Origin of the sequence: Chlorobaculum thiosulfatiphilum (assembly GCF_006265165.1) — a bacterium.
Taxonomy (GTDB): domain Bacteria; phylum Bacteroidota; class Chlorobiia; order Chlorobiales; family Chlorobiaceae; genus Chlorobaculum; species Chlorobaculum thiosulfatiphilum.
Window position 1 is genome coordinate 1 of record NZ_VDCH01000009.1, and the last position, 26,977, is coordinate 26,977.

Sequence of the window (26,977 nt, forward strand, 5' to 3'; positions counted from 1 at the left end):
TTGACAACGTGGCAAACAGGCCACCAGAATGGTCTCGAACTGCATGGTATCCAGATGACGCCATCGTTGCTCAGTGGTATGGTCATAAATGCTGCATGATGCACCGCATACCGGACACGCGACCTGCTTGCCGGTACAGACCAGTCTGATCTCGACCCGCTTGCCGCTCATCGACAGATGAACGTTCTCGACCTTCCAGTTTGAGGAAAGACCTAAAAGTTGGTGGTAATGGCTCGTCAGGCTCTGCATGGGAGTATCAAGGTGCGGTTGGGTAAAGCTCAAAATTACTCTATGTTACCTCATACACACCCTTCTTCCCACGATATTCTGCGAAAAGCCTTTTTTTGAAAAAATTGTCCTGAATTCTACTCCATTTCAGAGTGGGTTCTCATTAGCTGATTTTTTCACTCGTCGCCAAGCAACGCAACCAGAATTTCAGGTATTTTATCGCGTCGGGCCGGTACAGCGGTTGCAGGAATGACGAGCGGTACGTTTGCAGCGCATATCTGCCGTGCCGGGTGTTTTTCCGGCAGACAAGCCACCATCTTCTGGCCATCTCTCTTCTGAATATCTCCGCATCGAACAGCTTCGCCGTGTCGTTCATCCCGACCAGTTTTTCAAGCCACGCTTTCGCTTTTTCGAGGTCGATGTCGTTCCGGTTTTCCGCGATGGCGTGGTGAATCGCAAGCTGTTCGTCAGAGGCCGCGCCCGCCAGTCGCTTCAGATATTCCGCTCGCAAGGCTCTGGCGTTGGTGATCTGCAAGTCCGCTTTTCTGGTGCTGATCTGCCCTTCGTGCTCGCGGAAATGGAGCAACACTTCGCTCAGATTGGCGAAGCTGGTCAGAGGGGCGAGTTTCGTCCAGTAGTTGTAGTCCTGCGTATAGACGAGGTTGTCTGGATAGGGGTGAGCTTTGGCCAGCTCCGCGCGGATGATGACCGTCGGGTGGAAAAAGCAGGGGCTGAAGAGGAGCTGGATTTTCAGCTCCGGGTCACTCGCCGTGTGCGTTCGCGTGTTCCTGAGTTTGTCGTTTTTGATGAGGCGCATCCCCGTGCCCGAAACGCCGACGTCGGGGTGCTCGTCCATGAACCGCACCTGCCGTTCGAGCCGCTCCGGCAGGCTGATATCGTCGGCGTCCATGCGGGCGATGTACCGGCCACTGGCCATCGCGATGCCCTGGTTGAGCACATGCACGGTGCCTCTGTTCTCCGCGTTGGCCACGAGCACAATCCGCGGATCGCCGCCGTACGATTCAGCGATCTGGCGGCTCCGGTCGGTCGAGCCGTCGTCGATGACGAGAAACTCGAAATCCGCGAAGCTCTGCGCGAGGATGCTCTCGATCGCCTCCTTCAGGTAGCGCTCCCCGTTGTGCACGGGCATGAGAACGGTGACGGGGGGCTGTGGCATTCACCGCTCCTCTGCGGCCATGCTGAGAATCCGGGCGGTCATGCTCGTGTCGGAGAACTGTTCGAGCACGAACTTGCGGCCTTTCCTGCCCATTTCGCGCGACTTCTGCGGATCGTCGAGCAAGGCGCAGATGCTTCGCTTCAACGCCTCCTGGTCGCCGTTCGGCACGACGAATCCCGTTTCCCCGTCACGCACCCCTTCCGGCAGGCCGCCCGTGGTGCTGGCAATGACGGGAATTTCGCAGGCGCTCGCCTCGGGAATCACCCTCGGCAACCCCTCCTCCTGATAGAACGGACAGTAAACCGGCTCGGAGGTGAGCACGAAGATGTCCGAAGCTTGCAGGATTTTCGGCAGTTCGCGGTTATCGACCGGTGGTTGAAAGAGGATGCGATCTTCGACGTGCAGCTCTTTGACGAGCGCGTCGAGCAGCAGGGATTCCGGTTCATCACGCCTGGCGACGATCATGTAGGCGAGATCGGGATAGCGCTCGCGCAGGGCTGCCACGGCCATGATGACGTGGCGGAACCCTTTGACGGCCATCATCCGGCCCACAGTGACGAGCAGCTTGCACTCCGGCGCGATGCCGAACTGCTTGCGTAGCGCGTTTTTCTTTTCCGGGTCGTGCTCCGGCGTGAACACGTCCGTCAGCACATTGCAGCCGAGCACGAGGGTTGGGCAGCGGAGCGCCGGGTACATCGAGCGGGCGATGGTGTCGAGCGACCGGCTGACCGGCATGAAGAGATCGACGGAGCGGTAAATTCTGTTGATTTTTTCGATCACCTTGCGCTTTCTCGGAAAGACGTGCTTGGTGACGTCCGTGCCGTGCGAGGCGCAATAAATCTTGAAGCGGAAGAGCGGCTTGAGGCGGTGGATGACTTGCAGGTCGTCCCAAGTCGCCGCGATGAGAATCAGCTCCCTGCGCGTTGCCATGTATTTGAGCAGCGTCGGCAGCCGGTAGAGCCAGTGGAGCTTCTGCCAGTCGTGCCCGGCGAGGTAGCGCACCTCACGCGTCGAGCGGACGCCCTTTTTCTTGTGGCTCCGGGTCAGATGCGTCAGCACGACGGCCTCGTAGCCGTTCGCGGTCAGCGTTTTCAGCAGATTCTCCGCCCAGAGCGCGATGCCGCCCATGAATGGCGGATATTCCGAGCAAAGTATGACGAAGGTTCTCTTTTTCATTTGGCCATGTTGCCGTTTCTGAGTCCGTCAACAAGCGCAATCCAGCGGCCATCGGGCATCCGGTGCGGATCGACGGTGTGCATTCCCCTGCCGTTCCAGACTTCGCTCCCTTCCTGTACCACCGGCATGTCGGAAACCGCCTCTTCGCGGTAGCTGGTCGGCGTCAGCTCGGTGATGCGGAAGCCCCACGCCTTGCTGCCGTAACGGGGCCGATCGTCCTGCGCGAATCGGTAGAGCACCGCGCCGCTCTTGACGACCCGACCGCCGGGGCGCGCGAATTGGTCGCTGTTTCTGACGACGGGGCTTGCCGGGTGCTCACGCCACGGGCCGGTCAGCGAGTCGGCGATATGGAGGTGGAGATTGTTCACGTTACGCATGTAGCTGAAGAGGTACCAGTGGCCGTCGTGAAAGACGACCGACGGGTCGAGTAGCGGCACCTCGCGTTTGTCTTCGCTCAGGAGCGTCACGATTGGCCGCCAGTCATCGGGAAACGATGCCGCCTGGTAGAGGCGGATCGATTTCGATTTGGCGCATTCGGGAATCATATAAATCTCGCCATCGTGTTCAAAAACATAGGGAGAGGAGAGATGGAACCGCTCCCGGAGCACGACGCGGCTGTAGCGCCATGTTTTGAGATCGTCGCTGACGGCATGGCCGATTTCGCTCATCTTCCGCTTCGTGTTGAGCAGCTCGAAGAAAAGGTGGAACTGTCCGTCCCGCTCTATCATGAATGGATCAGCCACGAATCGCGCGTGCGCATCGGTAACATCCTGCGCCGTCAGGATCGGGTTGCTGATTCCCGGCGCGGGCGCGAGCGTGACGGGATCCGGCCCTTCGTACAGGCCGATCGACCAGATGTCGTCCTGCTGCCGCTGCTGTTTTTGCCGCCAGCACTTGAGCCGGTGTCTGACGAGCAAACCGAGTCCAACGAGGAGCGAAATGGCGATGATGCCGAGAACGAGGGTCATGTGTCGGGGCGATGCTTGATCGGAGAAACAGTGCCCGTCAATTTAGGCGATTTCACGCTTCTTTCCCAATGGCGCAGCCCATGAGCCGCCGCACGGCGCTGGCGACTTCGTCCGGCTCGATGCCGCTCACTTCGCCGGTCGGCGAGATGACGATCTCGAACGGAATGGCGTAGGGGCCGAAGCGCGAAATGTCCTGCGGCGCTTCGCGATACAGCCCGGCGACGGGCGTGCCGGTTGCCGAGGCGACGTGCACCATCGAGGTGTCGGGCGTCACCAGCAGACGCAGCTTCGAGACGATGCAGCTCGCTTCGTAGAGGTTCCGCGTCGGCGGCGAGGCGATGACGTTCAGGCAGCGCTCTTCGAGGCGGCGCTTGGCGTCCACATCTTCCGGGCCGGAGAGCACCACGAAGCGCTCGTCGGGAAAGCGTTCGAGCAGCGCCTGCCACTTTGCCTCCGTCCAGAGTCGGTTCGGCTGGCCCGCGCTGAGGTTGACGCCGATGGGCGCGAGCGCTTCGATTTCGCCGAGAAACGCCGTCAGCTCCTCCGAAACCGGCATGGCGCAGAGCGACGGACGACACGCCTCCGTCTCCGCCGTGACGCCGAGCAGCGGCAGGAGGGCGCAGTTTTTCGCCGCCATGTGGCTGTGGAACTCAAGGTCGAGGAGCCGGTCGTAAAGGCCCTCGTGGAACGGGTTTTTGTGCCCCACCTTGAAGCGGGCGCGGATGAGCGCCGACTGGAGCAGGAAGTGGGTCGAAGGGTGATCCTTGGTGTTGAAGAGGAGGTCGAACTTCCGCGAAAGCACCTCCCGGAAATAGCGCCGGGGCTGTTTCTTGACGAGATGCACCGCCGTCACCGCCGGGTCGTTCATGAAGAAGTTTGCCGAGGCGCGGCTGAAGGCGATGAGGTGAATTTCGAGATCGGGAAAGGCGCGGCGCAGATTCCGGACGAGCGGCGTGAGCAAAACGCAGTCGCCGAGCTTCTCCTGCGCGAGGATGGCGACGGAGCGCAGCGGGCCGCTGAATTCGGCGCTGCCGCTTCGGGCGGGCGCGAGGCGTTGCAGCGAGCGAGCGAAAAGCTGGCGGAACTGCCGCTTCTTCTTTTTTCGGGGCTTCATCTCCGGGCTGGTTTTCCGGGCGGCATCCGTCGTCATTGATTTTCGGGATTTTTCGTCATCGACTTCGTTATCGAGCAATCAATGTACGCCATTTTTTATCTTTATGCAGGTTCATCGATTTTCCCGGCAGTCATCTGTTATGCAGTAATCAGTTCAACCATGAGCGTGAAGAAAAAGCTGGTCGTGGTGCTTGGCTCCAAGCCGGGCGCGGATATTCCTCTGGGCGACGCGGTGTATTGCGCCAACGGCGCCATCGGTTACTACGCGGAGATGGTCAGCCGGTTTCCGCGCGTGGTGAGTGTTATGAATCCGGATGTGATCCATCCTAAAGGGTTCAGGGAAGGGGCGCCAGACAGAGAGTTGAATCAGCGGCAGTTTCAGATGGTCATCGCCTCACGGCCCGACAAAATGATTCTGACAAGAACCGGTCATTTTGAATTTCTGAAGGAGACGCTTGCCGGGGCCGGGTTCACATCTCCCGTGGAGGCTGTTTCGGCGCAAGAACGGCGGGCGCTGGTCGGCAAATTCAGCGGCTGTTACGATCCGATTGTCACGAGCGATTTTTTCCGCTTGCCGCTGGACAAGAAAATCCGCTACACCGGTTCGCTGGCAAGCACCTTTCTGAAGAGGCTGCTCAATAAACGCAAGGCTTGCGGGTCGGCGTTCAGGCCTTCGACGGGCATTCTCGCGCTCGTGCTGGCTATCGCCGAGCATGGGCGGGATGCTGATTACGTCATTTGCGGTATCGGCGTCCGAAAAAGGGACGAATACCTCAATGGCAAGCAGCTAAAAGGGCGTGATCTTCCGCAGCATGTCTTCGCCGACGTCAAGGTGCTCCGCAAGCTTGCCCGCCGCTACAATCTCTTCACCACCGAGCCGGAGCTGGAGCACCTCGTTCCTCGTTATCGCCCCGGTTGACCGCTTGCCGCGTTTTCTCTGTTTCTGCCGCTCAGCTCCGTCCGGTTTTTTCGGCGATTTTCTGTTTCAGGTGCTTTTCGAGGTTGTTCACCATGATCGGTACGGTGAAGTGCGTTTCGACGCGCTCATGCCCGGCTTTGCCGTATGCGGCGAGAAGCGCGGGGTTGTCGATGATCTTTTCGATCGCCTCGGCGATGGCCGCCGGATCTTTCGGCGGGATGATGAGGCCGGTGTCGCAAGCGAGGCTCTCTTCGCTCGCTCCCATCAGCTCGCGCGCGCCGTTCACGTCGGTCGCGACGACTGGCTTCTGCATGGCCATCGCCTCCATGACCACGTTGGGCATCCCCTCGAAAAGCGACGCCAGCACGAACAGATCGCACCCTTTGAGGCACGGGTAGATGTCGGGCGTGAAGCCGAGAAAGATGAACGAGGCTTCGAGGCCGAGCGCCTTGACCTTGCTCTTCAGCTCGATTTCGAGCTTGCCTTCGCCCGAAATGGCGAAGATGAGGTCGCTGCGCTTGCGTTGCAGCATGGCGGCGGCGTCGATGAGGTACTCGAAGCCTTTCTGTTTCGAGAGGCGTCCGGCGCTGTAGATGATTTTTTTGCCGGGGTAGCGCGCGGCGAAATCGAACGGAACGACCTGCGCCGGAATCGTCAGGCCGTTGTAGATCACCTTGACGAAATCGGCATCGAACCAGCCGTATCCGGCGTACGCCGCCCGGATGGTGTGGCTGTTGGTGATGATGCCGTCCGTCAGGCGGGTGAGCGTGAGCTTGTGTTTCCACTTTCTGCTGCAAAGCAACATGCCGTGCCGCGCCAGCACCACGGGGTGGCCGACGAGCCGCGCGGCGAGTCCGGCGACGCGCACATCCTTGTTGAGGTTGCAGATCAAGACGTCGGTCTGGTGGCGCTTCATCCACGCGGCGATTTTCAGCGTCGCCAGCGGGCTGAAGTCGCTGCCAATCTCCATCACTTCGGTGCGGACGCCGCGCTTCGAGGCGTACTCCAGCAGCCGGGAGTTGCGCTTGCTGGCGAGCACCACGTTATGGCCGCGATCGGTCAGCCCCCTGGCGGCGTTGACCATCCACTTTTCGCCGCCGCCGAATTTGGTGCGGCTGATGGAGTTGATGAAGAGTATGTTCATTTGCCTTTTTTGCGATCGAGGATTGCTGAACAGAACTCGAGCAGGTCGTTTCGCATCCGCTCGATCGAGAATCTCTGCATGATCGTCTCGTGCGCGTTTGCCGCGACTGAGGCGACTTTGCCGGGGTTTTTGTAAAGCTCGCCGAATATCTCTGCAAGCCGTTTTTCGTCACCGTACCGGACAAGAAAGCCATTCCTGCCATCATCGATCAGTTCGTCGGCTCCACCCGACAAGGTGCTGACGGGTACGCAATGGAGCGCCATGCTTTCAAGAAGCACGTTGGCCAGACCTTCGGATGTCGATGCCGAGACAAACAGGTCGCAGGCGCGCATCACGGGGTAGGGGTTGGCCAGATGGCCGGTAAAACGCACCCGACCGGCGATGCCGAGATCAGCGGCAAGCTGTTCGAGCGACTTTTGCTCAGGCCCCGTTCCAGCGATGAGGAGTCCGGAATCCGCGAACTCGTCGCCGTCTGCGCAAAAGCGGGCGAACGAGCGAATCAGGTAGTCGAATCCTTTGCGCGGAATGAGCGCTCCGGCAGCGCCGACGGTGAACAGAAAGGGTTTTTCACAGGGCAGACTGGAGTCCGATTCCAGTTTGTCCCGGTCGATGCCATTGTAGATCACCCCGACCTTGCCGATGTCGAGCCATGAGGTCAGGTCAAGTGTCTGGCGAATTTTGTCGGCATTGACGATAATGCCATCCGTCAGCCAGCCGTAGATCAGTCGCTGAACCGGCGTGTTCTTCAGCGGGCGGTCGATGCCGAGACGGAGGATGTTTGCCGCTCCGGTGAGGCGGCAAACAAGACCGGCAAGCACGTAATCCTTTCGTTTCGTGGGAATCAGAATATCGATTTTTTTGCGCCGGACGAGTCTGACCAGGCTGAAGATGGTGGGCAGATCGAATTCCCAGCGGAATGGCAGGCGGACTTTCTCGACGTTGATAAGGTCGCCTATTGCCGGGTCGCGGTACGCGAGCATCACCAAGCGCTCGCCGTCGAGGGCTTCGGCGGCCATTTTGGTCCATTTTTCGTTGCCGCCCCATCCGCGGCTTGCGGAGTTCAGGAAGAGAAAATTCATCGGCTCACGGCTTTGTCTTCATTTTTATCGATGCGTTCTCCTCGTATCATTTCCCCGCCACCTCCCGGCAGAAAGCGGCGATTTCGCCTGCCATCCGCTCTATCGAAAATTGCTCCAGAACCCTGCTTCTCGCCTTTTTCGCGAAACTGTCACGCAGTTCCGGGGATCGATAGAGCGAGAGCAGCGCTTTGGCCAGCGCGTCAGTCTCTCCGTAATCGAGCAGGAGGCCGTTCCGGCCGTCGTCGATCACCTCTTCGGCTCCGCCTGCTCTCGTGCTGACGGGCGCGTTGCCGAGGTACATCGCTTCGAGCAGGGCGTTGGCGATACCCTCGTTTTTCGATACCATGGCAAACAGATGGCTTCGGGCAAGTTCAGGCAACGGGTCGTTCAGAAAGCCGGTGAACCTGAGCCGCCCATCGATGCCGAGTTCAGCGGCAAGCGATTCGAGCGCCGAGCGTTCAGGGCCGCTGCCGATAATGACCAGTTGCGCGTCTGGCGCTTCGGAAAGTTCGAGAAACCGCGCAAAGCCGCGCATCAGGAAATCGAATCCCTTGCGCCGGGTCAGTATGCCCATCGAGCTGATGGTAAATCCTTCGGGCTTGCCGGAGATGACCTCCGGAAACCGCCGGTCGATGCTCTCCGTGTCGATACCGTTGTAAATGACGCGAATGTTCTCCTCCCTGATCCAGGTGGCGCGCAGAAGGCTCTCCCTGCTCCTTCGGGCATTGACGATAATGCCGTCGGCCAGCGAGCCGTACATGAGTCTGTGGAACCAGAATCCAGAGGGGGTGCGGTCGATGCCGAGGCGGAGAATATTGGTGACGCCGCAGATTTTCGCGGCAATACCGGCTATCAGGTAGTCTTTGCGTTTGGTCGGGATGAGGACTTCGATGCGATGCTTTCGGATGAGCCTGACCACCTGAAAGATCGTGTACAGATCGAGGTGGCTCAGGCACGGGAGCCGGTATTTTGGAATCGTGAAACGCTCGCCGACGACAGCGCGACGGTAAACAAGATGCGTCCGGTGCTCTGTCGCCAGCGCGTGAGCCGCCATGAAAGTCCATTTCTCCGTTCCGCCCCAGGTTCTTGCCGAGTTGATGAAGAGGATGTTCATGGATCAGAGTCTGCCATCGATTACGTCAATAGGCAGCACCCCTTTCACATCGTAGGCCACGGCGTTCTGGCAGGAGCAGAGCGAGCGGATGTTCATGTTTTGTCCATTGTTTCCGTTTGATCAGAGAGAGTTTCGCTCAGGCATCTTGCTGCGGTGCTTCCGGTTTTCCCCCACGGGCAGGCAAGGCAGTCGCTCGTACCATGTGGGTTAAGCTCCTGCCGGGAAATCGGATAACCTGTAGTGTACTGCCGATCAATATAAGAAATCGTCGTGATTTTTAGCTGATCTGTCTGCCTGTTCGTAGTTGTGCTGTAAATGAATACTGTGAAATAACCGTAATTCATCTCCGGCGCATCGCGGCGTTATAGAAGAAAAATATATTTGTAGTTTTAAAAAATAAAGTATATTGCCAATTAAAATACGAACTATTTGCTGTTTCCAGACAAATCCCTGACCTCAATCCGGGTTTCGCTCCTGTTGAAATCCTGAGTATTGGTAGAGACTATAAGTGATTATAGATATGGAGGTTGTCGTATTTTTTCCAATGCATTTTCTCAAACGCGTCGCGGGACTATCCGGGATACTTCAACGCTTGGCTTCGTGCTTTTAAATAAAAAGGTCAGCCCGGTCAATATCTAACTTGTAACGTCAATAACATGAATCTTCCTATAGTTGTTGACCTCGACGGTACGCTTACTCCTACCGATACGCTTGTCGAGTCACTTTTGAAGTATATGCGGAAATCGCCTCTCAACCTGTTCAGAGTCGTCGGTTTGGGAAGGCAGGAGCGGGCAGTCTTCAAGAGCCATATTGCGGATCACACCAGTATATCGGGGGAATTGCTGCCTTATAACGAGCCGTTTCTCAAGTACCTGAAGGAAGAAAAGGCCAAAGGTCGCCGTATTGTTCTTGCCACCGCGGCTCACCGGTCGATTGCCGAAGCGGTGTCGTCTCATCTCGATATATTCGACGATGTGCTGGCAACGGATGGCACGCACAATCTGAAAGGCAAAGAGAAGCTGGCGGCGATTCATGAAAGTCTGGGAGAGCATTTTGTCTATGCCGGCAACAGCCGGGCGGATATTCCTATCTGGAAGGAGTGCAAGCACGCCATTCTGGTGGGGGTTCCCTCACAGGTGGCGAGGTCAATAAAGCGGCAGGTAGCCGTTGAGCGTGAGTTCAAGTGGCCCGCGCCGGACCTCAAGGTCTTGATGAAAGCGTTGCGCGTGCATCAGTGGCTCAAGAATCTTCTGCTCTTCGTGCCATTGCTGACCGCAATCAATCTGTCGAGTTTTAGCCGCCTGTTGCACGTCATGGTTGCGTTTGTCGCTTTTTCGCTGGCGGCCTCGTCCACCTATATTTTCAACGATCTTCTTGATATCGAGAACGATCGCGCTCATCCCCGAAAGTGCAATCGGCCGTTTGCAAGCGGACAACTTTCGATTACGGCAGGGGTGATCATGAGCGTCGTGCTCATGGTGGTCGCTGTTACGATGGCGTTGTCGCTCTCGCAGGGATTTTTTTTCATGCTGCTGCTCTACGTCATGATGACGGTCTTCTATACGCTGGTGCTCAAGGAGATCGTTCTGATAGACGTGCTGATGCTTTCCCTGCTTTATACCTGGCGCATTCTGGCCGGTTCGATCGCCACTCCCGTGGCAACGAGCTTCTGGCTGATGGCCTTCTCGGTGTTTATCTTTTTCAGCCTGGCGCTGGTCAAGCGATGCGCGGAGCTGGTGGCGATGGATGAGAAAGGGAAGATGGGCACCTATGGCCGTGATTACTGGGTCGAAGATTTGAGAGTCTTGTGGCCGCTGGGTGTCGGCGCGGCGCTTGCCGCGGTGGTCATGTTCGGGCTGTTCATCAGCGCCCCGGAAACCAGGATCGGCTATGCAACGCCCGACATGTTGTGGCTGGTAGCGATTGCGCTCATCTACTGGCAGTCACGGTTGTGGGTCATGACGTCTCGCGGACAAATGCACGACGATCCGGTTATTTTCGCTATCACAGACAAAGGAAGCCAGATCATTGTGCTGTTTATGGTTATTATGACGATCACGGCCCGTTTTATCTCGATCAAATTGATGCCATGAATACTTTTGTCGTTGCCTTTTGCAGTATCCTGATTTCAGCGGCGGCGCAGTTTTCGCTGAAAGCGGGCATGTCAGCCGATGCCGTCAAGACGGCGATGCAGCAACCCTTTTCGATCAAGACGCTTCTGGTTATCCTGACTGACAAGTTTGTTCTTGGCGGCTTCCTGCTTTATGGATTCGGCGCGGTCGTCTGGCTGTGGGTGCTGTCGAAGTGGGAGGTGAGCAAGGCCTATCCGATGGTGGGAATCGGTTTTCTGGTCACGGCGGTGGTCGGCGCGATGATCGGCGAGCACATCTCGTTGTCGAGGGGAGCGGGGATCGTCATGATCTGCATTGGCATCTGGTTTATCTCGAACTCCTGATTCGGACCCTGACGCATCGGCGGGCTGGGCGTTCTGCTTCAGCCGCCGGGATCGGTAACCATTCATCATTCCGTCTTTTAGCGTCGCCATTGAGTTTGCCGTCCTCCTCGAACCCGTTCGTGACGGTTTGAATCCCCCCCCTGAAGAGCTTTCCTGTTCAATCGCCTCATTTCGTTCGCTGATTTTTTTGACGGATGCTGGCCTCTGACCGTTATTTTACACCGTGGTTTTTACTCGCGAACGGATCGCATTCGTCGCCGTTCTGCTTTTGCGCGTTATACCATGCGTTACCGAAGTGACCTCTTCAATTACGAACTCCCGGCATGAGCCGGAAGGCGTTCCGACGCTTTTCGGGAGATTGCCGGAATTTTTGTTACCGACAGCATGAAAGATGCCTTGAACCATCGGATGTCCCGGCAGCTATGGAATCTCGTCAGCTATGTGCTTATACCGGTGGTATTTGGCTATGTGTCGTTGCTGCTCACGGGGTTTTCATTCGGGTTGATCAACAACGTTTTTCATCTGCCGTATGTGCTGAATCTGATCCGGCTGCCCGAGTTTCGCGACGATGCGTTTTACGCGACGCTGAACAATTTTACCTCGATCGTCTGGCCGATCCTCAGGGCTGTGACTACCGAAGCCAATGTCGAGCAGGTTTTTTCTGTCGCGAATCTCGCCAGCAGAATCGCGGCATTCGCGGGATTGGCCTCTCTGGCGAGGAGTGCCGGACTGGACAGGCCGCTCGAAGTGCTGCTGGCGATGATGGTGCTGACGCTGACCCCGTTGTTGCAAATGTTCTCCATTGTCGGCGGTCACGGAATGTTCATCCATTACTTCACGCACAGCGAGGTGACCTGGGTGTTCGTGTTTTTATCCGTCGGGTTTCTCTATGCCGACAGGATCGTTCTGGCCTACATGATGATGGGCATCGCGTTTTCTGTCAACGCGTTCATTGGCATCTGGCTTTTCGGGATGAATACGCTGGTGCTCTTCGCGGTGAAGCGGCCCTTTTCCGTGGCGACGTTCCTGAAAGCTTTGGCCGGGTTCGCGCTTTTCGCGTTGCCTGCAGCGCTCTGGATCTTCTTCGCCGTCAGCGGCAAGCACGAAGCGGTCGATTTCAGCTACATCGACTATGTCCGCTCATATTATCCGAAGCATTTTCTGATCGAGGCAATCGAGTGGAAATCGATGCTGAAGCATCTGCTGCTGGTCTCTGCGGGATTGCTTGCCGCGCGGCATCTGCCGCAGAGCCGCTTCTGGGTCGCTCTTCAACTCAGCGCGTTGCTGCTTGTGATTGTGGGCGTACCGTTGCCCTATCTGTTTGACAACCGGTTCATTTTCAATCTGCACCTGATTCGCGCCGCCGGTATCGGGCAGGCGCTCGCGACGGTTCTGATCGCTTTGGCGGGAGTGAGGCTGCTGCTGAACCGGGAGGCGCTGGCGATGCGAGTCATCGGCGCGGTCGTGTTGCTCTCGCTGGCCATCCTGGAGATCAGGATTATCGGCATGGCGGTGCTTCTGACGTCGATGCTCGCGGCACTGCCCGGCGGCGGGTTTGCTGCCCGCTTCGACCGGTGGGGAATTTTCCGGTGGATCGAGGCGCCTCGGAAGCTGCTCGCCGGTCTCTGCGTACTGCTCTTCGCGCTCGCGCTGACGGATTTTTTCTGGCAGCATCGACTCGCTTCGATTCAGGGTTTAAAGCTGACGGTGTCGCTTGGGGTGTTCGCTCTTCTGGCTTTTGGCCAGTATCGGCGCACAGCGGTGGGCTGGTCGCTGGCGTTCCTGCTCTTTTGTTATACGGCCGCTTTTTGCTGGCATCAGGTCAGAAGTATCGAGGAAAATCAACGTTTCCAACGTACGCTTCCCGTGAACCAGAGCTGGGCGGAATTGACTTCATGGATCCGGAGCAGCCGCTTGCATGGTCCGTTTTTGCTGCCGATGGATGACCATGACCATGTCGATTATTTTCAGTTGCAGTCGCGCCGGAAGGTTTGGGTGGACTGGAAACAGGGGGCAGCGGTCATGTGGTCTCCCGCCTTTTACTGGCAGTGGTCAACGAGACTTCGAGAGGTTTCCGCTCTTCGTACGCCCGGGGAGATGGTCTCATACGCCCGGGCGCGCGGAATCCGTTACGTTGTTCTCCATGCTTCCGTGGCAGGAGTGCCCGCCTCCTGCCGGTTGCTGAAACGGACGCCGAATTACGTTCTGTACGAAGTGCTGTAAGCCGAGGCATTGAAATGCCGGTCAGTCGTCAGGAGGGCGGCGTCTTTCAGTCGGCGGACGCTCGATCCGATGGCTTCGCCGTTCCGGTTTTGTTCCACAGTATCATACCGGCCATGCATAGTCCGAGAAGCAGAAGCGCGCCCACGGTGCGCCCAGCGAGGATGAGCCGCAGCGATCCGAGCGTTTCCCGGGCGGCATAGTAGGAGTTTTCATGCACATGCGGCCACGTGGTCAGCAAGACGCCAGTCAGCAGCACACCCGTGGCCATCCGAATGCCGGGCAGATTATTGCGTTGCCACCAGATCGGGAGCAGAGCAAACGGTACCGACAGGAGCATGAAGTAGTGCGTCCAGGTCACAGGCAGAACAAGAACCATGAGTGCGGCTCCGAGGCCCACTTCAAGTTCGACGGTATTCGTATCGCTGGCGCTTCTGCCGATGGCGGGGGCTGAGAAGAAGAATTTCCATCCGGTCAGCAATACTCCAATCGCGATGACCAGTAACGATAGTGAAGTGGCAATGGTCGTGGCATAAGGGCGCGGGGAAGGAGTCCAGTTGGTCAGGCCAGCGTCGCTGAATGTACGCATCCAAAGGCCGTCGAGGCTTTGGTTATTGAAGGCAGCCAGCCCTCCACGGGTGTTTGCACCGAAAACCCGTTCTGCATATTGGCTCATGCCCTCCGTGCCGAGCCAGAGCCATGATGCCGATACCGTGAGGATCAGCACGGCAACCGCAGTAGCAACAGTAGCCCAGCGCCGCCGCGCGGCAAACACCCCAAGCAGCAGCAGTGGCGGGATCTTGAGAGCGCACAAAGCTCCGAGCGCCAGCCCCGCGCCAATATTGTGTCCCCGCAGCAGCAAAAAAACGCAGATGGCAAGAAGCATGACGGCCAGCGGAGTGGTCTGGCCAAGAACAAGGCAGCGGTGCATTATCGGAGCATAAGCAAGAAAAATCAGCGCTGGCAGGAATGCCGAAGCTCCGTCCGATGGCTTCCTCGTCCGGACTGAAACGGCAAGCAGCAGCAAGGTAGCGACGAATGAAGCGATGGAACTCCACCACAGGATATGCCAGGCAGTATCGTATTCAAACAGGGCAAGCGGCGTGAACAGCAGACTGAGCGCCGGAAGATTGGTGAAGACAACGGATAATTTCGAGTACAGATCGCCGGGCCGGCCCTCCAGCACCACCCGCCCTGCTTCGTAATAAGCGGGGAAATCGTTGATGCGCGGAGCGTAAGCGCCGGACAGGTACCAGCCAAGCGCTACAAGAATCAAAAGCAAAACGAATTTGCGCACAGCGCCGCGAAAATTATTGTCAAGCGCTAATCCTTTTGAGGTAGCGGATAATTTATTGTTTCCCATCATAAGACTTTATCTATGTGCAGATAATATAATGCAAACAGGTGGTTGCTTTTTCAAAATAATGCGCCGTGTCAGAAGCGTTGAGTTATTGGTCAACAACCTCAGTCAATATCCGGGTTATTGCCTTCAGGCAAATATGGCCTGATATAGAAAAGTAACCGAAGCGTATATCTGAAGGCTTGTTGCGCAACCCAATGGCTGTGTGTTGCGGCGCTCTGCATTTTCATTCCTGCTTGTCAAGACTCCGTTTTCCGCCTTTCCGCCGCTGTTCCCGAAAGCGCTTGAATCTGTTGATCTTCCATGCCATGATCGCCGCGCCGTTGCGGCAAGCAGATAGCGCCACTTCGCGTCAATGCTTTTCAGTGTCAGTACGATGAACGAGCGCTCTTCCGGTGTTGTATTTCCGTCACTACTTTATTACTTTAAACCTTCAAACTGATCAGCAAATGTCCACAGCAAGATAATAAATCCAAATGAGTCACGCGTAAGAACGCATGTGATAAAAAGACGATCGAGAATATCCGCTTTATTTGTAGAAAAAAGTGTTTGTTGTGTATATATTCATTACGCATAAATTTATTAATACATGCATAGGGAGATTGATAATAAGCGTCTGAATCTGGCGTTAAAGTGTCTGTTTTGGAGTTTGGCGATTATTCTTGGTGCTATTCAGACGAGAAGTGGTCGCTATCTCATGTGGTATGATGGCCCATCCTATTTGGATATTGCAGATAATTATCTGAAAGGTAACTGGAGTGATGCCATCAATGCTTGCTGGAGTCCTCTTTATTCATGGGTGCTGGGAACAGTTTTGTTTATTTTTAAGCCTGCTCCTTATTGGGAAATTTTTCTGGTCAAGACTGTAAACTTTGCGCTCTATTTATTTGCTCTGGTTTCGTTTGATTTTTTCTTGAATCATATAATTGCTTATTCTAAAAATACAGAGAATAGAAAAGAGGGGATAAATAATATCCTGAAAAAGCCGGATTGGGTCTGGATAGCGCTTGGATATACCATTTTTATCTGGTCTTCGATCGTATGGATTCTTGTGCATCGAGATAGCCCTGATATGATGGTTGCAGCATTTGTATATCTTTCGACTGCTTTTGTTCTGAGAATTGCTATGAATCCATTGAGTTGGAATAATTATGTTATTCTTGGTGTTATTCTTGGGCTAAGTTACTTGGCGAAATCGTTTATGTTGCCTTTAGGTTTTGTATATATTATATCAATTATTCATATCAGCGATCGCATAAGCTTAAAGAGCAGCTTGTCGAGAGTATCAATTTCTCTATTGTTTATGATGCTGCTTATATTGCCATTTATTACGGCAATATCCATGCAGAAACATCGTATCACCATAGGTGATGCAGGAAAATTGAATTATGCTTGGTATGTAAGTCCCATAACAGACGATCATTATTGGCAAGGTTCTCCGGAAACCGGAACTCCAGCGCATTCTACAAGAAAAATTAATAAAGAGCCTGAGATTATAGAATTCGCAACGCCAGTATCAGGCTCTTACCCTGTTTGGTATGATCCTTCATATTGGAGTGATGGGATACATGCAAAATTTGATTTGAAAAAACAAATTGATATAATTAAGCGCAATCTTAAATATTTAATAAAATTATTTATAACTTTTTTCCTTCTTTTTTTCTTTGTGTTGGCAAGCATAAACAAGGAGTGCACTATAGGGTTTTTGAAGAATATTATTTACAATTGGAGACTTTTTCTGGTTCCTGTAGCTGGCCTTATCAGTTTTATCTTATTTACCGATCTGACGGTAATTATTGATCCTTGGGTAGCATTTCAGACAAGATATATAGCGCCATTTGTTTTAATGCTGTTTTTGTTTGTTTTTTTTAGCGTGGATGTAAAGGGTTCACTTTCAAAGAGGGTATTGAAAGGTATGGTTATTATAATAGTGATTCTTGTAAATATCTCTCTTTTATTTCAATCTTCATTCAAAAGAAGAACAGTAAAACATCCTGTCGATGGTATAAGCCATTATCATTGGCAGGTTGCTGATAATCTTGGAAGGATGGGGATTAAGGCGGGGGATAAAGTTGCTGTGGTGGGATTGGAGGACGAAGAGCTGTACTGGGCTCGATTGGCTAAAGTAAAGATAGTTTCAGCAATGAGTTATGACTTCTATTCATCCAATAGGAGGCGGCAGGCTATTGCGTTGAATGTATTGAAAAATGCCGGAGTGGATGCCATTATTATACCTTCATTACCGCGCTGGGTTTCTGATCAGGATGTCAAGAGGCTAAGTCCTGATTGGCATAAGATTGGTGAAGCAAAGACCTATATTTATAAATTCAAATCACCGGATTAGAGGTTTTATAAGAAAAAATTATATTTTATGCGACTATAATTAAATCTTTATATAAGTAATATGGTGATATCAATTACACTATATATGATTGCGCTTATTTTACTGATGACCGTGCTGTCAGCGGTTTCATTACTCTATCTATTTTCGGACAGGGGTTCTGATTTTTTCAATCTGAAAAAGTATCAGAAATATCCTCTGCTTAACCGGAGTTATCTGCTCTTGCTGACACTGCTGACCAGCGCTCTGCTGGTCAGCGCAATTCTTGCTGCATCGTTTCATAAGCCGGAGGACACGACGGCAGGCTATATGCTCAAGACACTCAATGTCTGGAAGATGACGCATTTAGCCGATTCATGGAAACCCATGTTATGGGCTCTGAAAGAGCTGAACGCAAACCCGCAAAATCCGCTCTCTTTGTACGAACGCATTTTTTTTGTCAGCAAGGTCAAATTTCAGTATCCGTTGAGTTCTTTGCTTTTTCTGGATTATCTCAAGCAGATGACTTCAGCAGACGGGCATGCGATTTCGTTTGCAATGAACATTCTTTGCTGGTTCAGTCTGATTGGTATGGGTTTCATGATCTATTACCTGTTTTCTGATTCGGCAAATCGCTATGATAAGTATCAAGCGGGGATCAGCTTGGATAGCAAGAAGCAGTCTCGAATATTGTTTTTTATGATAAGTCTGGCATCGGTTTATCTGTTTTATCCTCTGAGCAGATCATTTTATCTTGGGCAGATACAGACGCTGATCAGTTGCTTGACGGCCGCCGCCCTGATTGCCTGGAGCAAAGATCGCAAAGGCCTTGCCGGTTTGCTGGTTGGCCTCTGCTGCTCGATCAAGCCACAATATGCGGTGCTGCTGCTATGGGCGGCATTCCGCAAAGAGTGGAAGTTTTCCGTTTCTCTGCTGGTCACGGCGGGTATATTGCAGGTTGTTTCAGTGTTGGAGTATGGATTCAGTAATGTTATCGGGTATATCGATGTTTTGCGATTCATCAGCCGGAACGGCGAGAGCTTTTTTGCAAACCAGTCGCTCAATGGACTGATGAACCGTTTGTTGTTTAACGGAAACAATCTCGTGTGGCTGAAAAACAGTTTTCCCCCATACCATCCGGTTGTCTATTACTCGACGGTCGTTAGTTCGGCGGCCATTCTGGGGGCGGCCTTGTTCTGGCGGGTGCGGCAAAAGCCGCAGCTTCTGGATATGGCGCTGATTTTCCTCAGCGTCACCTTGGCCTCTCCTGTTGCCTGGGAGCATCATTACGGAATCTTGCTGCCGATATTCGCCGTGCTGTTTCCGGCGGCTATTGCGCGCAGGCCATTTGGAGCTTGGACCGAGGCGTATCTGCTGACCGCCTGGTTTCTCGTCAGCCAGAAGTTTGAACTCATTACCGACCAGTTCGCCAATACCCACCTGAATTTCGTGCAGTCCTACCTGTTTTTTGGAGCCGTCATGGTGCTGGTGCTGCTATACCGGCTGCTGTCGGTCGAGCCGAGGATTGCGAAGACTTCCGCATAAACGAGCGGGGCTTCAGCATTTTCGCTGAGGGGGAAAAGGGTAAAGCCGAGGCCGGAGTTTCAACTGCTCCGGCCTCGGCTTTATTCATATCCGGCTACAGGCCGTCGGGCAATCGCTCAGACCTTGAAGAATTCGCGGTACCAGGCGATGAAGCGATCGACGCCCTCCTGCACCGAGGTTTCCGGTTTGTAGCCGAGATCATTCACCAGATCGCTGACGTCGGCGTAGGTGGAGGGAACGTCGCCCGGCTGGATGGGCAGCAGGTTCTTTTCGATGCTCTTGCCGAGCGCGTTTTCGATGGCTCCGATGTAATCCATCAGGCTGACCGGCTGGTTGTTGCCGATGTTGTAAACGCGGTACGGCGCGGACGACGAGCCGGGATCGGGGGTCGCGCCGCTCCAGTTCGGGTTCGGCTGGGCGGGATGGTCGAGCACTCGCACGACGCCCTCGACGATGTCGTCGATGTAGGTGAAGTCACGCTGCATGTTGCCGTAGTTGAACACATCGATCGGGCGGCCTTCGAGCGCGGCTTTGGTGAAGAGGAAGAGCGCCATGTCGGGCCGTCCCCAGGGGCCGTAAACCGTGAAGAAGCGCAGGCCGGTGGTCGGAATGCCGAACAGATGGCTGTAGGTGTGCGCCATCAGCTCGTTGGATTTCTTGCTCGCCGCGTAGAGGCTGACCGGGTGATCGACGTTGTGGTGCACCGAGAATGGCTGGCGTTCGTTCAGGCCGTAAACCGACGAGCTCGACGCATAGCAGAAGTTGCCGAGGCTGTTGTGCCGCGCCGCTTCCAGAAGGTTCACGAAGCCGACGATGTTCGAGCTGACGTAGGAGCCGGGATTGGTGAGCGAGTAGCGCACGCCGGCCTGGGCGGCCAGGTTGCAGAGCGCGTCGAATTTCTCCGTTTTGAAAAGCTGGTCGATGCCCTCCTTGTCTTCGAGGTTGAGCTTGACGAAGCGGTAGTTTGGAAACTTTGATGACTGTACCGGCTTGCCGTATTCGATGGCCGCTTCATCGATGCCCGACCAGGCGAGGCGTCCATACTTGACCCGCTGGTCGTAATAATCGTTGATATTGTCAATGCCGACCACTTCATCGCCTCTCGACGCAAGGCGTTCGATAAGATGGAAACCGATGAATCCGGCAGCGCCGGTAATGAGAATTTTCATGCGGGGTGTACGATTGATGCCCTTCTGTCGGGGCGGTTATCGGGAACTGGTGCGTAATCTGGAAGTAGAGTAGCGCCGAAAATCTTATAGGTAAACCTAAAGATAATCAGCTTTTTCCAAAAAAAGCGTTTCATTCAGGATGAAAACCAGGCCATGTTTGTTTATTGTCGGCAATACGGGAAATAGGGTATCTTTCCGCCTTCTATTGACAAAATCAACCATCAATCGCGGAACCGCGCTTCATGAATTTCACTGACGACTCGAAACAGCGCCGGCATCCGGGTCTTTTCGATACGGCGCTGGTGCTGCTCTCCGTTCTCGCCGTCTATCCGATTGCCGGTTCGCTGCTCACCGTGCTGGTGACCGGCGGCGTCTCTCTGGGTGAAGGGTTCCGGGGTTTGACCGGGCCGGTCGTGTCGAAGCTGCTCGCGGCTCAGGCTCTCGGGCAGATCGCGGTGCTCGCACTGCCGGTGTTCTGGCTTGTCAGCCGTTTCAGCGGCGGCGGCCTGTTTGGCAGGGCGACGCTCGGCTGGCTCGGCATCGGCAAGCAGGGTGGCGTTCGATTGGCTCTGATGGCCGGGGCCGGAATGCTGCTGCTGCAACCTGCTTTGTACAGCATCGTCGAGTTGCAGACTCTTTTGCTGCCGTATCTCGGAATGCTCGGAAAGACGCTCGCGAGTGAGCAGGCCATGCTCGACCAGTTCCTCAGAATACTTGCGGGCGATGCGTCAATCGGGGGATCGATCCTCTCGGCTCTGGTGCTCGTGCTGACTCCGGCGTTCTGCGAAGAGCTGTTTTTCCGCGGGTATATCCAGAAAAGCCTCGCCGTGAACCTCAATCCCCGAAGGGCGGTGCTCTTTACCGGAGTGGTGTTCGCCCTGTTCCACATGGAGTGGTTCAATTTTGCGCCTTTGACGTTGCTCGGGTGGTATATTGGCTATATTTACCTGAAATCCGATAACCTTCTCGTTCCAGCCATCGCGCACGGAACCAACAATCTGGCCGCCCTCGTCCTGCTGAAAACCGGCGTTGATTCAGGCGGCGGCGCGACTGATGCGGCATCAGGAGTCATTGGTTACTGGCCGTGGTGGGTTCTGGTGGCGGTTTCGTTGTTTCTCTTTTTTTTGCTGATCCGGTCATTTCCGGTGAGGCCGGCATTGCAGGATGCCGATAACCCGATGCCTCGGGAGGCATCGCTGAAATCTCACTCCTGATGCAAAGCAATCTCATGCAGAGAGTTGCGGTAGCCATTGTGGGTATTCCGCTTTTTCTCTGGCTCAATATGCAAGGCGGCCTGTACTTCCTGGCGCTCGTGCTCCTGCTCGGTCTCATGGCTACCTGGGAGTTCTGGCGCTTGGCTGCGCACCGGGCGCATCCGCCATCGATCGCCATTCTCTTGCCGCTGACCGCTTTCATCCAGCTCGATTTCTATTACGGATTCATCGGCTACTGGGAGGCGATTCTCGCCGTGGTGATGTTTCTGTACGTGCTTGAAATCTGGCGGAATCAGGGTTCCCAGTTCATGAACCTCGGCGCGACGCTGGTCGGCTTGCTCTACGTGAACCTGAGCTTTGGCGCGTTGCTCAGGCTCCGCCTTTCGGAAAACACCGGCGCGGGTTCCGGCGAGGCGCTGGTGCTGCTTTTGTTTCTATGCGTCTGGGCGGCGGATATTTTCGCCTATTTCGGCGGACGCGGCTTTGGGGGCAAGTTCATCAAAAAGAAGCTCTTTCCCCGCATCAGCCCGAAGAAGACCTGGGAGGGCTACCTTGCCGGAATTGCCGGAAGCGCCTTGGCGGCATGGGCCTGTTCGGCGTACATCTCCGGTTGTCCCGACGGACGGGCAATTCCGGCGGGCCTCTTCATCGGCGCGGTCGCGCCTGCCGGTGACCTGCTCGAATCGATGTTCAAGCGCGATGCCGGGGTCAAGGACTCGTCGGGCGTCATTCCGGGGCACGGCGGCGTGCTCGACCGCTTCGATACGGTGATGTTCGTCGCGCCGCTACTCTATTTTCTCGCGCATCACTGGTGATCTTTCGCCGCTCGAATCCGGTACGGAAAAGAATGTTTTTCTTATATTCCGGTTCTGTTTTTAGAGGTACTCCTCTGTTGATGGTATCGTGATCTCCGGTTTGCCGGAATCCTGAGCGGATCGCCTGCGGCAGCCAGACTGTTCGCGGGTTTTTACTGTTTCCGGCCAGTCCGGTTTTCCGGTTCGGCGGCAGTCGGCAACACGCTCCGGAGAATGCGGTTCACGATCTTGCTTCCACACTCTGCAATGCTGATCGATCATGAAAATCGAAGCCCTTCTCACAGAAAAGCACATCAACCTGAATCTCGAATCCGGCTCCAAGGATGAGGTGATCGATACGCTGCTCGCCATGGTGTCCAGCCATGCAAAGGTCAGAGATACAAAGCAGCTCGCCGAGGATGTGCGAAAGCGGGAGCGCGAGATGTCCACGGGCATCGGCAAGAACATCGGCTTGCCACACGCCAAGACCTCCGCCGTGACCGAACCGGTACTGGCGCTCGTCACGCTCGCTGGAGAGGTCGATTTCGAGTCGATCGACAACCAGCCGGTCAAAATCGTCTTTCTGCTCGCCACGCCGGAGACCATGCTCGCCGAGCATCTCAAGCTGCTCGGGCGCATCACCAGAATCGCGGGCCGCGACGATGTGCGCCGCAAGCTTCTGGACGCGGCGACGCCCGGCGAGGTGCTCGCGCTTTTTCGCGAAGAGGAGAAGGATTTACCCCAGATTTAATTGTCGAGAGAAAAAAGAGTTATGGCGCAGTTGCAGGCAGTGAAGGGTACGCGGGATATTTTTCCGGATGAAATCGCGCGGTGGCGCCATGTCGAGGGGGTCGTCCACTCGGTGGCGGCGCTCTTCGGATTCAGCGAAATCCGCACGCCCGTTTTCGAGTACACCGAGCTGTTCCAGCGCGGCATCGGCGCGACCACCGACATTGTCGGCAAGGAGATGTTCACCTTCCAGCCCGATCCCAATGGCCGCTCCCTGACGCTCCGCCCGGAGATGACCGCCGGGGTGATGCGCGCCTGCTTGCAGAAAAACCTGCTCTCGCAGTCGCCGGTGCACAAGCTCTGGTACATCAGCGATCTGTTCCGCAAGGAGCGTCCGCAGGCCGGACGCCAGCGCCAGTTCACGCAGTTCGGCGCGGAGCTGCTCGGCGTCTCCAACCCGGCGGCGGTGGCCGAGGCGCTGACCTTCATGATGCAGGTGTTCGAGACCCTCGGCCTGCACGGCTTGCGGCTCCGCATCAACTCACTCGGCGACCTCGACGACCGCGCCCGCTATCGAGAGGCGCTCCGGGCCTACTTTCAGCCCTGGGAAGCCGACCTCGACGAACCCTCGAAAGAGCGGCTCGAAAAGAATCCGCTGCGCATTCTCGACTCGAAAAATCCCGCGCTCAAGGAGATGATCGCCGGAGCGCCGAGGCTCTACGCTTCGCTCAAGCCGGAGTCGGTGGCCGAATTCGAGGCTGTGCTCGCCTACCTCGACGATCGCGGTATTGCCTACGACATCGATCACCTTCTGGTGCGCGGACTCGACTACTACTGCCATACCGCGTTCGAGGTGACCAGTTCCGAGCTTGGCGCGCAGGACGCCATCGGCGGCGGCGGGCGCTACGACGGGCTGGCCCGTGAACTCGGCGCGTCCGGCGATCTTCCGGCGGTGGGCTTCGCGGTTGGCATGGAGCGGCTCATGATTGTCATGGAAAAGCAGGGGTTGTTTGCAACGCTCAATCCGCACGGTCCGCTCGTTTCTGTCGTCATACAACAGCAGGAACTTGCCAGCCATGCCATGCAGGTCGCTTTCCGGCTGCGCAAGGCGGGCATCCAGACGGAGATCGATCTCGCCGGACGGAGCATGAAGGCGCAGATGCGCGACGCCAACCGCATGGGTTCGGCCTATGCGCTGTTCGTCGGCCAGTCTGAGTTCGAGTCGGGCGTCTATGCGCTCAAGAATCTCGTCACCTCCGAGCAGACCTCGCTCGATCTCGACGCCATCATCGAAGTGCTGCGTGAACCGGCGGCGCGGGAGTCGCTGAGGCCGTGAAGCCACGGGTTACGATTTACGGCAATCCGGAGTGCTGCCTCTGCGACCAGGCGCTCGAAGTGCTCGAAGAGGTGCGGAAACGCACTCCGTTCGAGATCGAGAAGCGGGACATTTCCGGCGACGCCGATCTCATCGAACGCTACGGCCTCGACATTCCGGTCATCCTCATCGATGGCCAGGTGGCCTTCAAACACCGCATCGACAAAGATCGCCTGATCGCCCTGCTCAAGGGGCGGTAAACTGCCCGCAGACAGATTGGCGCTGCTGCCCGGATGAGTGAACATCAACATTACCCTGTTTATTTGTCCGGAACAGAATTATTCATTGCTGACAGATTGACACCATGCTGAAATTCATTCTTCTCTTGATCGCCTTGTGGCTGGCCATGCGACTCGTGGGACGGCTCGTTCGCATAACCACCTTTATCGGCGGCAATCAGAACGAGCGACGCACCAGCCGCTCCCGGAATTTCTCCTCTCCAGGCAGGCGGAAGCAGGTCGAGGAGGCGGAGTACGAGGTGATCGACAGCCAGATCAAACAAAAGGAGTAAAGCGCGCCGATTGCGAGATAGCTGTTTGACATGTGCGCGCTTTTTTTGTACATTGTCGCTCACTGGAGCACTGGCCTGTTAGAAGCAAAGTTTCTGAAAGTGGGGTATCCCCACTTTTTTGTTTTCGGAAATTCGAGTTGATGAACGCGATGATGGATGAGTTGATACACAAGGCGATTGGCGAGTCGATCGCCGACCTTGCTGCCGCAACCGGCGACGAGATGTACGTTGTCGAAGCCGCCATTCGCGCTGGCGGCAGAAAAATAGAGCTGACCGTCGATACCGACAAAGGCGTCAGCATCGGTCAGTGCGCGAAGTTGAGCCGCGCCATCAGGGCGCGTCTGGAGGCTTGCCAAGACAACATCATGCTGGCGGAAGGAGATTTCGATCTCATGGTCTCGTCACCCGGCATCGGCGAGCCAGTCAAGGTTCAGCGCCAGTACCTGCGACATCTGGGACGTTTGATACGGGTCAATTACCTGGACGGGGAGGCTCAGCCCAAAGAGATTACGGGTCGCCTGCTCGAAGCCGCCGTCGGGGCTGGGGAGGAGGCGCCGTCGATCACCATCGAGGCTGTCAGGGAGGGCCGGAAAAAGAGAACCGCCGGAGAACCGCCGGTGACCATTCGTCTTTCCGATGTCGTCAAGGCGGTGGTGCAGGCCGGTTTGTAAGTCATAGTTCCGAGAAGTTTCAAGAACGAATCGCAGACTATTCTATAAAAAAAAGATCACACAGCGATGCCAAGAAAGCAGCTTAAGGGTGACACTCATGATCAGAAAGCGCAGATTGCCAGCGCTTTCGGCGAAATCGAGCAGTCGAAGATTTTTCTGGACAAGCGCTCCGAAAGCGCCGCGGTCAAGATGGACATTGCCGACCTGCTCAAGGAGATCATCCAGAAACAGCTCAGGAAAGATTACGATCCAGAGGTGGAGTCCAATATTTTCATCAATCCGGAGCGCGGCGATTTCGAGGTCTATATTCTGAAAAAAATTGTCGATGACGTCGATCTTCCGACCATCGAAATCGATATCAACGAGGTTCGCAAGATCGATGATTCGCTCGAACTTGGCGACTATTACGAAGAGGGGCCGATCAAGCTCGACGATTACCTGACCCGCAAGTCGATACAGATCATCAAGCAGTCGGTGCAGAAAAAGGTGCGCGACCTGGAGCGTCTGGCCGTTTACGAGGACTGCCTCGAAAAGGTCGGCGAGGTGGTTGCCGGCGAGGTCTATCAGGTCAGGCCGAACGAGGTGATTTTCACCTACAACACCTCCAAGGATCACCGCGTCGAGCTGGTGCTGCCGAAGGCGGAGATGATGAAGAAGGACAATCCGCGCCGCACGCCGCGCATGAAGCTTTACGTCAAGCGCATCGAGCGCGAGAAGGTCAAGCTGCGCAACGACGACGGCTCCGTCGAGGAGCGCGAAAAGCCCGATGGCGGCATGAAGGTGATCGTCTCCCGCGTTGATGATCGTTTTCTCTACAAGCTTTTCGAAAGCGAGGTGCCGGAGATTCTCGATGGCCTGATCGTCATCAAGGGGATCGCCCGCGTGCCCGGTGAGCGGGCCAAGGTGGCCGTTGAATCGACCAGTTCGAGAATCGATCCTGTCGGCGCAACCGTCGGCTATCGCGGCAAGCGCATCCAGAGCATCGTCAAGGAGCTGAACAACGAGAATATCGATGTCATCTACTACACCGACGAGCCGCAGGTTTTCATCGCCCGTGCGCTTCAGCCCGCCAAGATCGACCCCATGACGGTTCATGCCGACATGAAGACCCGCAAGGCGCGGGTGATGCTCAAGCCCGACCAGATCAAGTACGCCATCGGCAAGAACGGCAACAATATCCATCTGGCCGAAAAGCTGACCGGTTATGAAATCGACGTCTATCGCGACGTGATCGACAAGTCGCTCGAAGATCCGAACGACATCGACATCATCGAGTTCCGCGAAGAGTTCGGCGACGACATGATCTACCAGTTGCTCGATGGTGGTCTCGATACGGCCAAAAAGATTCTCAAGGCTGGCGTCGACGAGATCGAGGAGGCCCTTGTCGGCACGCAGAAAACCGAAGAGCTGTTCGCTTTCCCCAAGGGGCGCAACAAGACGGTGAAGCCGCGCGAACGCAGGATCTCTGATGAGGAGAAGCGCTACTGGAAGAAGATTGCCGAAACGATTTACCGCACGGTGCGCGAGCAGTTCAATGAAGAGGATTTCAAGGCGCTGCTCGACGACAGTCGCGACAGGTTGATGATGGGCGACATTACTATGGGTGACAGCACGATGGACGAGAGTCCGGAGCCGGAAGAGCGTCACGACGAAGAAGAAACAAACTGAGAATTACCACGGGATTTCAGACAGGCGT

The 26,977-nt window shown here is 55.5% G+C and carries 24 protein-coding genes; 14 read left to right on the forward strand and 10 right to left on the reverse strand.

Annotated elements, in window-relative coordinates:
• The 5 genes from FGF66_RS05690 to FGF66_RS05710 form a co-directional block, all read right to left on the reverse strand.
• The coding region (locus tag FGF66_RS05690; RefSeq protein ID WP_139456716.1) for a transposase family protein at positions 1 to 249 on the reverse strand (249 nt) is incomplete at its 3' end.
• A gap of 142 nt (positions 250 to 391) precedes the next feature.
• Positions 392 to 1,405 (reverse strand): glycosyltransferase family 2 protein, encoded by a 1,014-nt coding sequence (locus tag FGF66_RS05695; protein WP_139456717.1) that lies wholly within the window; start codon positions 1,403 to 1,405, stop codon positions 392 to 394.
• A complete protein-coding gene (locus FGF66_RS05700) occupies positions 1,406 to 2,581 on the reverse strand; it encodes a glycosyltransferase family 4 protein (protein WP_139456718.1) in 1,176 nt (391 codons plus the stop codon).
• The gene (locus FGF66_RS05705; protein ID WP_139456719.1) at positions 2,578 to 3,549 is read right to left on the reverse strand and encodes a glucosamine inositolphosphorylceramide transferase family protein; all 972 of its coding nucleotides are present in this window, start codon (positions 3,547 to 3,549) and stop codon (positions 2,578 to 2,580) included. The genes FGF66_RS05700 and FGF66_RS05705 overlap by 4 nt, the downstream gene beginning before the upstream one ends.
• Before the next feature lie 52 nt (positions 3,550 to 3,601).
• A complete protein-coding gene (locus tag FGF66_RS05710) occupies positions 3,602 to 4,699 on the reverse strand; it encodes a glycosyltransferase family 9 protein (RefSeq protein ID WP_246046595.1) in 1,098 nt (365 codons plus the stop codon).
• Between the two features lie 123 nt (positions 4,700 to 4,822).
• On the opposite strand from FGF66_RS05710, the gene FGF66_RS05715 reads away from it, so the two are divergent.
• Entirely contained in the window at positions 4,823 to 5,581 is a 759-nt protein-coding gene (locus tag FGF66_RS05715) for a hypothetical protein (RefSeq protein ID WP_246046596.1), read from the forward strand.
• A 31-nt stretch (positions 5,582 to 5,612) separates the two neighbouring features.
• On the opposite strand, the gene FGF66_RS05720 is transcribed toward FGF66_RS05715, so the two are convergent.
• From FGF66_RS05720 to FGF66_RS05730, 3 genes are read right to left on the reverse strand one after another with little or no spacing between them, the layout of a single operon-like run.
• A complete protein-coding gene (locus tag FGF66_RS05720; protein ID WP_139456721.1) occupies positions 5,613 to 6,725 on the reverse strand; it encodes a glycosyltransferase in 1,113 nt (370 codons plus the stop codon).
• Positions 6,722 to 7,804, reverse strand: coding sequence for a glycosyltransferase (locus FGF66_RS05725; RefSeq protein ID WP_170181238.1), 1,083 nt, complete (start codon positions 7,802 to 7,804; stop codon positions 6,722 to 6,724). The genes FGF66_RS05720 and FGF66_RS05725 overlap by 4 nt, the downstream gene beginning before the upstream one ends.
• A gap of 46 nt (positions 7,805 to 7,850) precedes the next feature.
• A complete protein-coding gene (locus FGF66_RS05730) occupies positions 7,851 to 8,918 on the reverse strand; it encodes a glycosyltransferase (RefSeq protein ID WP_139456722.1) in 1,068 nt (355 codons plus the stop codon).
• A 656-nt stretch (positions 8,919 to 9,574) separates the two neighbouring features.
• On the opposite strand from FGF66_RS05730, the gene FGF66_RS05735 reads away from it, so the two are divergent.
• The 3 genes from FGF66_RS05735 (at position 9,575) to FGF66_RS05745 (ending at position 13,596) form a co-directional block, all read left to right on the forward strand.
• Positions 9,575 to 11,011: a UbiA family prenyltransferase gene (locus tag FGF66_RS05735; protein ID WP_139456723.1), complete on the forward strand. Its 1,437-nt coding sequence runs from the start codon at positions 9,575 to 9,577 to the stop codon at positions 11,009 to 11,011.
• Positions 11,008 to 11,373 (forward strand): DMT family transporter, encoded by a 366-nt coding sequence (locus FGF66_RS05740; protein WP_139456724.1) that lies wholly within the window; start codon positions 11,008 to 11,010, stop codon positions 11,371 to 11,373. The genes FGF66_RS05735 and FGF66_RS05740 overlap by 4 nt, the downstream gene beginning before the upstream one ends.
• A gap of 384 nt (positions 11,374 to 11,757) precedes the next feature.
• Entirely contained in the window at positions 11,758 to 13,596 is a 1,839-nt protein-coding gene (locus tag FGF66_RS05745) for a hypothetical protein (protein WP_170181239.1), read from the forward strand.
• Positions 13,597 to 13,642: 46 nt separating this feature from the next.
• On the opposite strand, the gene FGF66_RS05750 is transcribed toward FGF66_RS05745, so the two are convergent.
• A complete protein-coding gene (locus FGF66_RS05750; protein WP_139456726.1) occupies positions 13,643 to 14,959 on the reverse strand; it encodes a glycosyltransferase 87 family protein in 1,317 nt (438 codons plus the stop codon).
• Positions 14,960 to 15,542: 583 nt separating this feature from the next.
• On the opposite strand from FGF66_RS05750, the gene FGF66_RS05755 reads away from it, so the two are divergent.
• Together FGF66_RS05755 and FGF66_RS05760 are read left to right on the forward strand one after the other, a co-directional pair.
• Positions 15,543 to 17,297 (forward strand): hypothetical protein, encoded by a 1,755-nt coding sequence (locus FGF66_RS05755; RefSeq protein ID WP_139456727.1) that lies wholly within the window; start codon positions 15,543 to 15,545, stop codon positions 17,295 to 17,297.
• 84 nt (positions 17,298 to 17,381) lie between these two features.
• A complete protein-coding gene (locus FGF66_RS05760) occupies positions 17,382 to 18,818 on the forward strand; it encodes a glycosyltransferase family 87 protein (protein ID WP_170181240.1) in 1,437 nt (478 codons plus the stop codon).
• 116 nt (positions 18,819 to 18,934) lie between these two features.
• On the opposite strand, the gene FGF66_RS05765 is transcribed toward FGF66_RS05760, so the two are convergent.
• Positions 18,935 to 19,987, reverse strand: coding sequence for an NAD-dependent epimerase (locus FGF66_RS05765; protein ID WP_139456729.1), 1,053 nt, complete (start codon positions 19,985 to 19,987; stop codon positions 18,935 to 18,937).
• A 242-nt stretch (positions 19,988 to 20,229) separates the two neighbouring features.
• Between FGF66_RS05765 and FGF66_RS05770 the strand changes: the two genes are divergently transcribed.
• The 8 genes from FGF66_RS05770 to nusA all read left to right on the forward strand — a co-directional run bounded on the left by FGF66_RS05770 (position 20,230) and on the right by nusA (position 26,949).
• Positions 20,230 to 21,201 (forward strand): CPBP family intramembrane glutamic endopeptidase, encoded by a 972-nt coding sequence (locus FGF66_RS05770; RefSeq protein ID WP_139456730.1) that lies wholly within the window; start codon positions 20,230 to 20,232, stop codon positions 21,199 to 21,201.
• 14 nt (positions 21,202 to 21,215) lie between these two features.
• Positions 21,216 to 22,016: a phosphatidate cytidylyltransferase gene (locus tag FGF66_RS05775; protein ID WP_246046597.1), complete on the forward strand. Its 801-nt coding sequence runs from the start codon at positions 21,216 to 21,218 to the stop codon at positions 22,014 to 22,016.
• Positions 22,017 to 22,275: 259 nt separating this feature from the next.
• Positions 22,276 to 22,746, forward strand: a complete 471-nt coding sequence (locus tag FGF66_RS05785; protein WP_139456732.1) for a PTS sugar transporter subunit IIA — start codon at positions 22,276 to 22,278, stop codon at positions 22,744 to 22,746.
• A 21-nt stretch (positions 22,747 to 22,767) separates the two neighbouring features.
• A complete protein-coding gene (gene hisS / locus FGF66_RS05790) occupies positions 22,768 to 24,060 on the forward strand; it encodes a histidine--tRNA ligase (RefSeq protein ID WP_139456733.1) in 1,293 nt (430 codons plus the stop codon).
• A complete protein-coding gene (locus FGF66_RS05795; protein ID WP_139456734.1) occupies positions 24,057 to 24,299 on the forward strand; it encodes a glutaredoxin family protein in 243 nt (80 codons plus the stop codon). Before hisS ends, FGF66_RS05795 begins: the two co-directional genes overlap by 4 nt.
• Before the next feature lie 104 nt (positions 24,300 to 24,403).
• Positions 24,404 to 24,610 (forward strand): hypothetical protein, encoded by a 207-nt coding sequence (locus FGF66_RS05800; protein ID WP_139456735.1) that lies wholly within the window; start codon positions 24,404 to 24,406, stop codon positions 24,608 to 24,610.
• A gap of 152 nt (positions 24,611 to 24,762) precedes the next feature.
• Positions 24,763 to 25,281: an LSm family protein gene (locus FGF66_RS05805; protein ID WP_246046598.1), complete on the forward strand. Its 519-nt coding sequence runs from the start codon at positions 24,763 to 24,765 to the stop codon at positions 25,279 to 25,281.
• A 66-nt stretch (positions 25,282 to 25,347) separates the two neighbouring features.
• On the forward strand, positions 25,348 to 26,949 hold the full coding sequence (nusA, locus tag FGF66_RS05810; protein WP_139456736.1) for a transcription termination factor NusA: 1,602 nt from the start codon (positions 25,348 to 25,350) through the stop codon (positions 26,947 to 26,949).
• Positions 26,950 to 26,977: the final 28 nt, after the last annotated feature.

Coding starts and splice junctions, on each gene's coding strand:
- FGF66_RS05695 (WP_139456717.1), bottom strand. CDS start 1,405: ATGCCACAGCCCCCCGTCACCGTTCTCATGCCCGTGCACAACGGGGAG.
- FGF66_RS05700 (WP_139456718.1), bottom strand. CDS start 2,581: ATGAAAAAGAGAACCTTCGTCATACTTTGCTCGGAATATCCGCCATTC.
- FGF66_RS05705 (WP_139456719.1), bottom strand. CDS start 3,549: ATGACCCTCGTTCTCGGCATCATCGCCATTTCGCTCCTCGTTGGACTC.
- FGF66_RS05710 (WP_246046595.1), bottom strand. CDS start 4,699: ATGACGACGGATGCCGCCCGGAAAACCAGCCCGGAGATGAAGCCCCGA.
- FGF66_RS05715 (WP_246046596.1), top strand. CDS start 4,823: ATGAGCGTGAAGAAAAAGCTGGTCGTGGTGCTTGGCTCCAAGCCGGGC.
- FGF66_RS05720 (WP_139456721.1), bottom strand. CDS start 6,725: ATGAACATACTCTTCATCAACTCCATCAGCCGCACCAAATTCGGCGGC.
- FGF66_RS05725 (WP_170181238.1), bottom strand. CDS start 7,804: ATGAATTTTCTCTTCCTGAACTCCGCAAGCCGCGGATGGGGCGGCAAC.
- FGF66_RS05730 (WP_139456722.1), bottom strand. CDS start 8,918: ATGAACATCCTCTTCATCAACTCGGCAAGAACCTGGGGCGGAACGGAG.
- FGF66_RS05735 (WP_139456723.1), top strand. CDS start 9,575: ATGAATCTTCCTATAGTTGTTGACCTCGACGGTACGCTTACTCCTACC.
- FGF66_RS05740 (WP_139456724.1), top strand. CDS start 11,008: ATGAATACTTTTGTCGTTGCCTTTTGCAGTATCCTGATTTCAGCGGCG.
- FGF66_RS05745 (WP_170181239.1), top strand. CDS start 11,758: ATGAAAGATGCCTTGAACCATCGGATGTCCCGGCAGCTATGGAATCTC.
- FGF66_RS05750 (WP_139456726.1), bottom strand. CDS start 14,959: ATGATGGGAAACAATAAATTATCCGCTACCTCAAAAGGATTAGCGCTT.
- FGF66_RS05755 (WP_139456727.1), top strand. CDS start 15,543: ATGCATAGGGAGATTGATAATAAGCGTCTGAATCTGGCGTTAAAGTGT.
- FGF66_RS05760 (WP_170181240.1), top strand. CDS start 17,382: ATGATTGCGCTTATTTTACTGATGACCGTGCTGTCAGCGGTTTCATTA.
- FGF66_RS05765 (WP_139456729.1), bottom strand. CDS start 19,987: ATGAAAATTCTCATTACCGGCGCTGCCGGATTCATCGGTTTCCATCTT.
- FGF66_RS05770 (WP_139456730.1), top strand. CDS start 20,230: ATGAATTTCACTGACGACTCGAAACAGCGCCGGCATCCGGGTCTTTTC.
- FGF66_RS05775 (WP_246046597.1), top strand. CDS start 21,216: ATGCAGAGAGTTGCGGTAGCCATTGTGGGTATTCCGCTTTTTCTCTGG.
- FGF66_RS05785 (WP_139456732.1), top strand. CDS start 22,276: ATGAAAATCGAAGCCCTTCTCACAGAAAAGCACATCAACCTGAATCTC.
- hisS (WP_139456733.1), top strand. CDS start 22,768: ATGGCGCAGTTGCAGGCAGTGAAGGGTACGCGGGATATTTTTCCGGAT.
- FGF66_RS05800 (WP_139456735.1), top strand. CDS start 24,404: ATGCTGAAATTCATTCTTCTCTTGATCGCCTTGTGGCTGGCCATGCGA.
- FGF66_RS05805 (WP_246046598.1), top strand. CDS start 24,763: ATGGATGAGTTGATACACAAGGCGATTGGCGAGTCGATCGCCGACCTT.
- nusA (WP_139456736.1), top strand. CDS start 25,348: ATGCCAAGAAAGCAGCTTAAGGGTGACACTCATGATCAGAAAGCGCAG.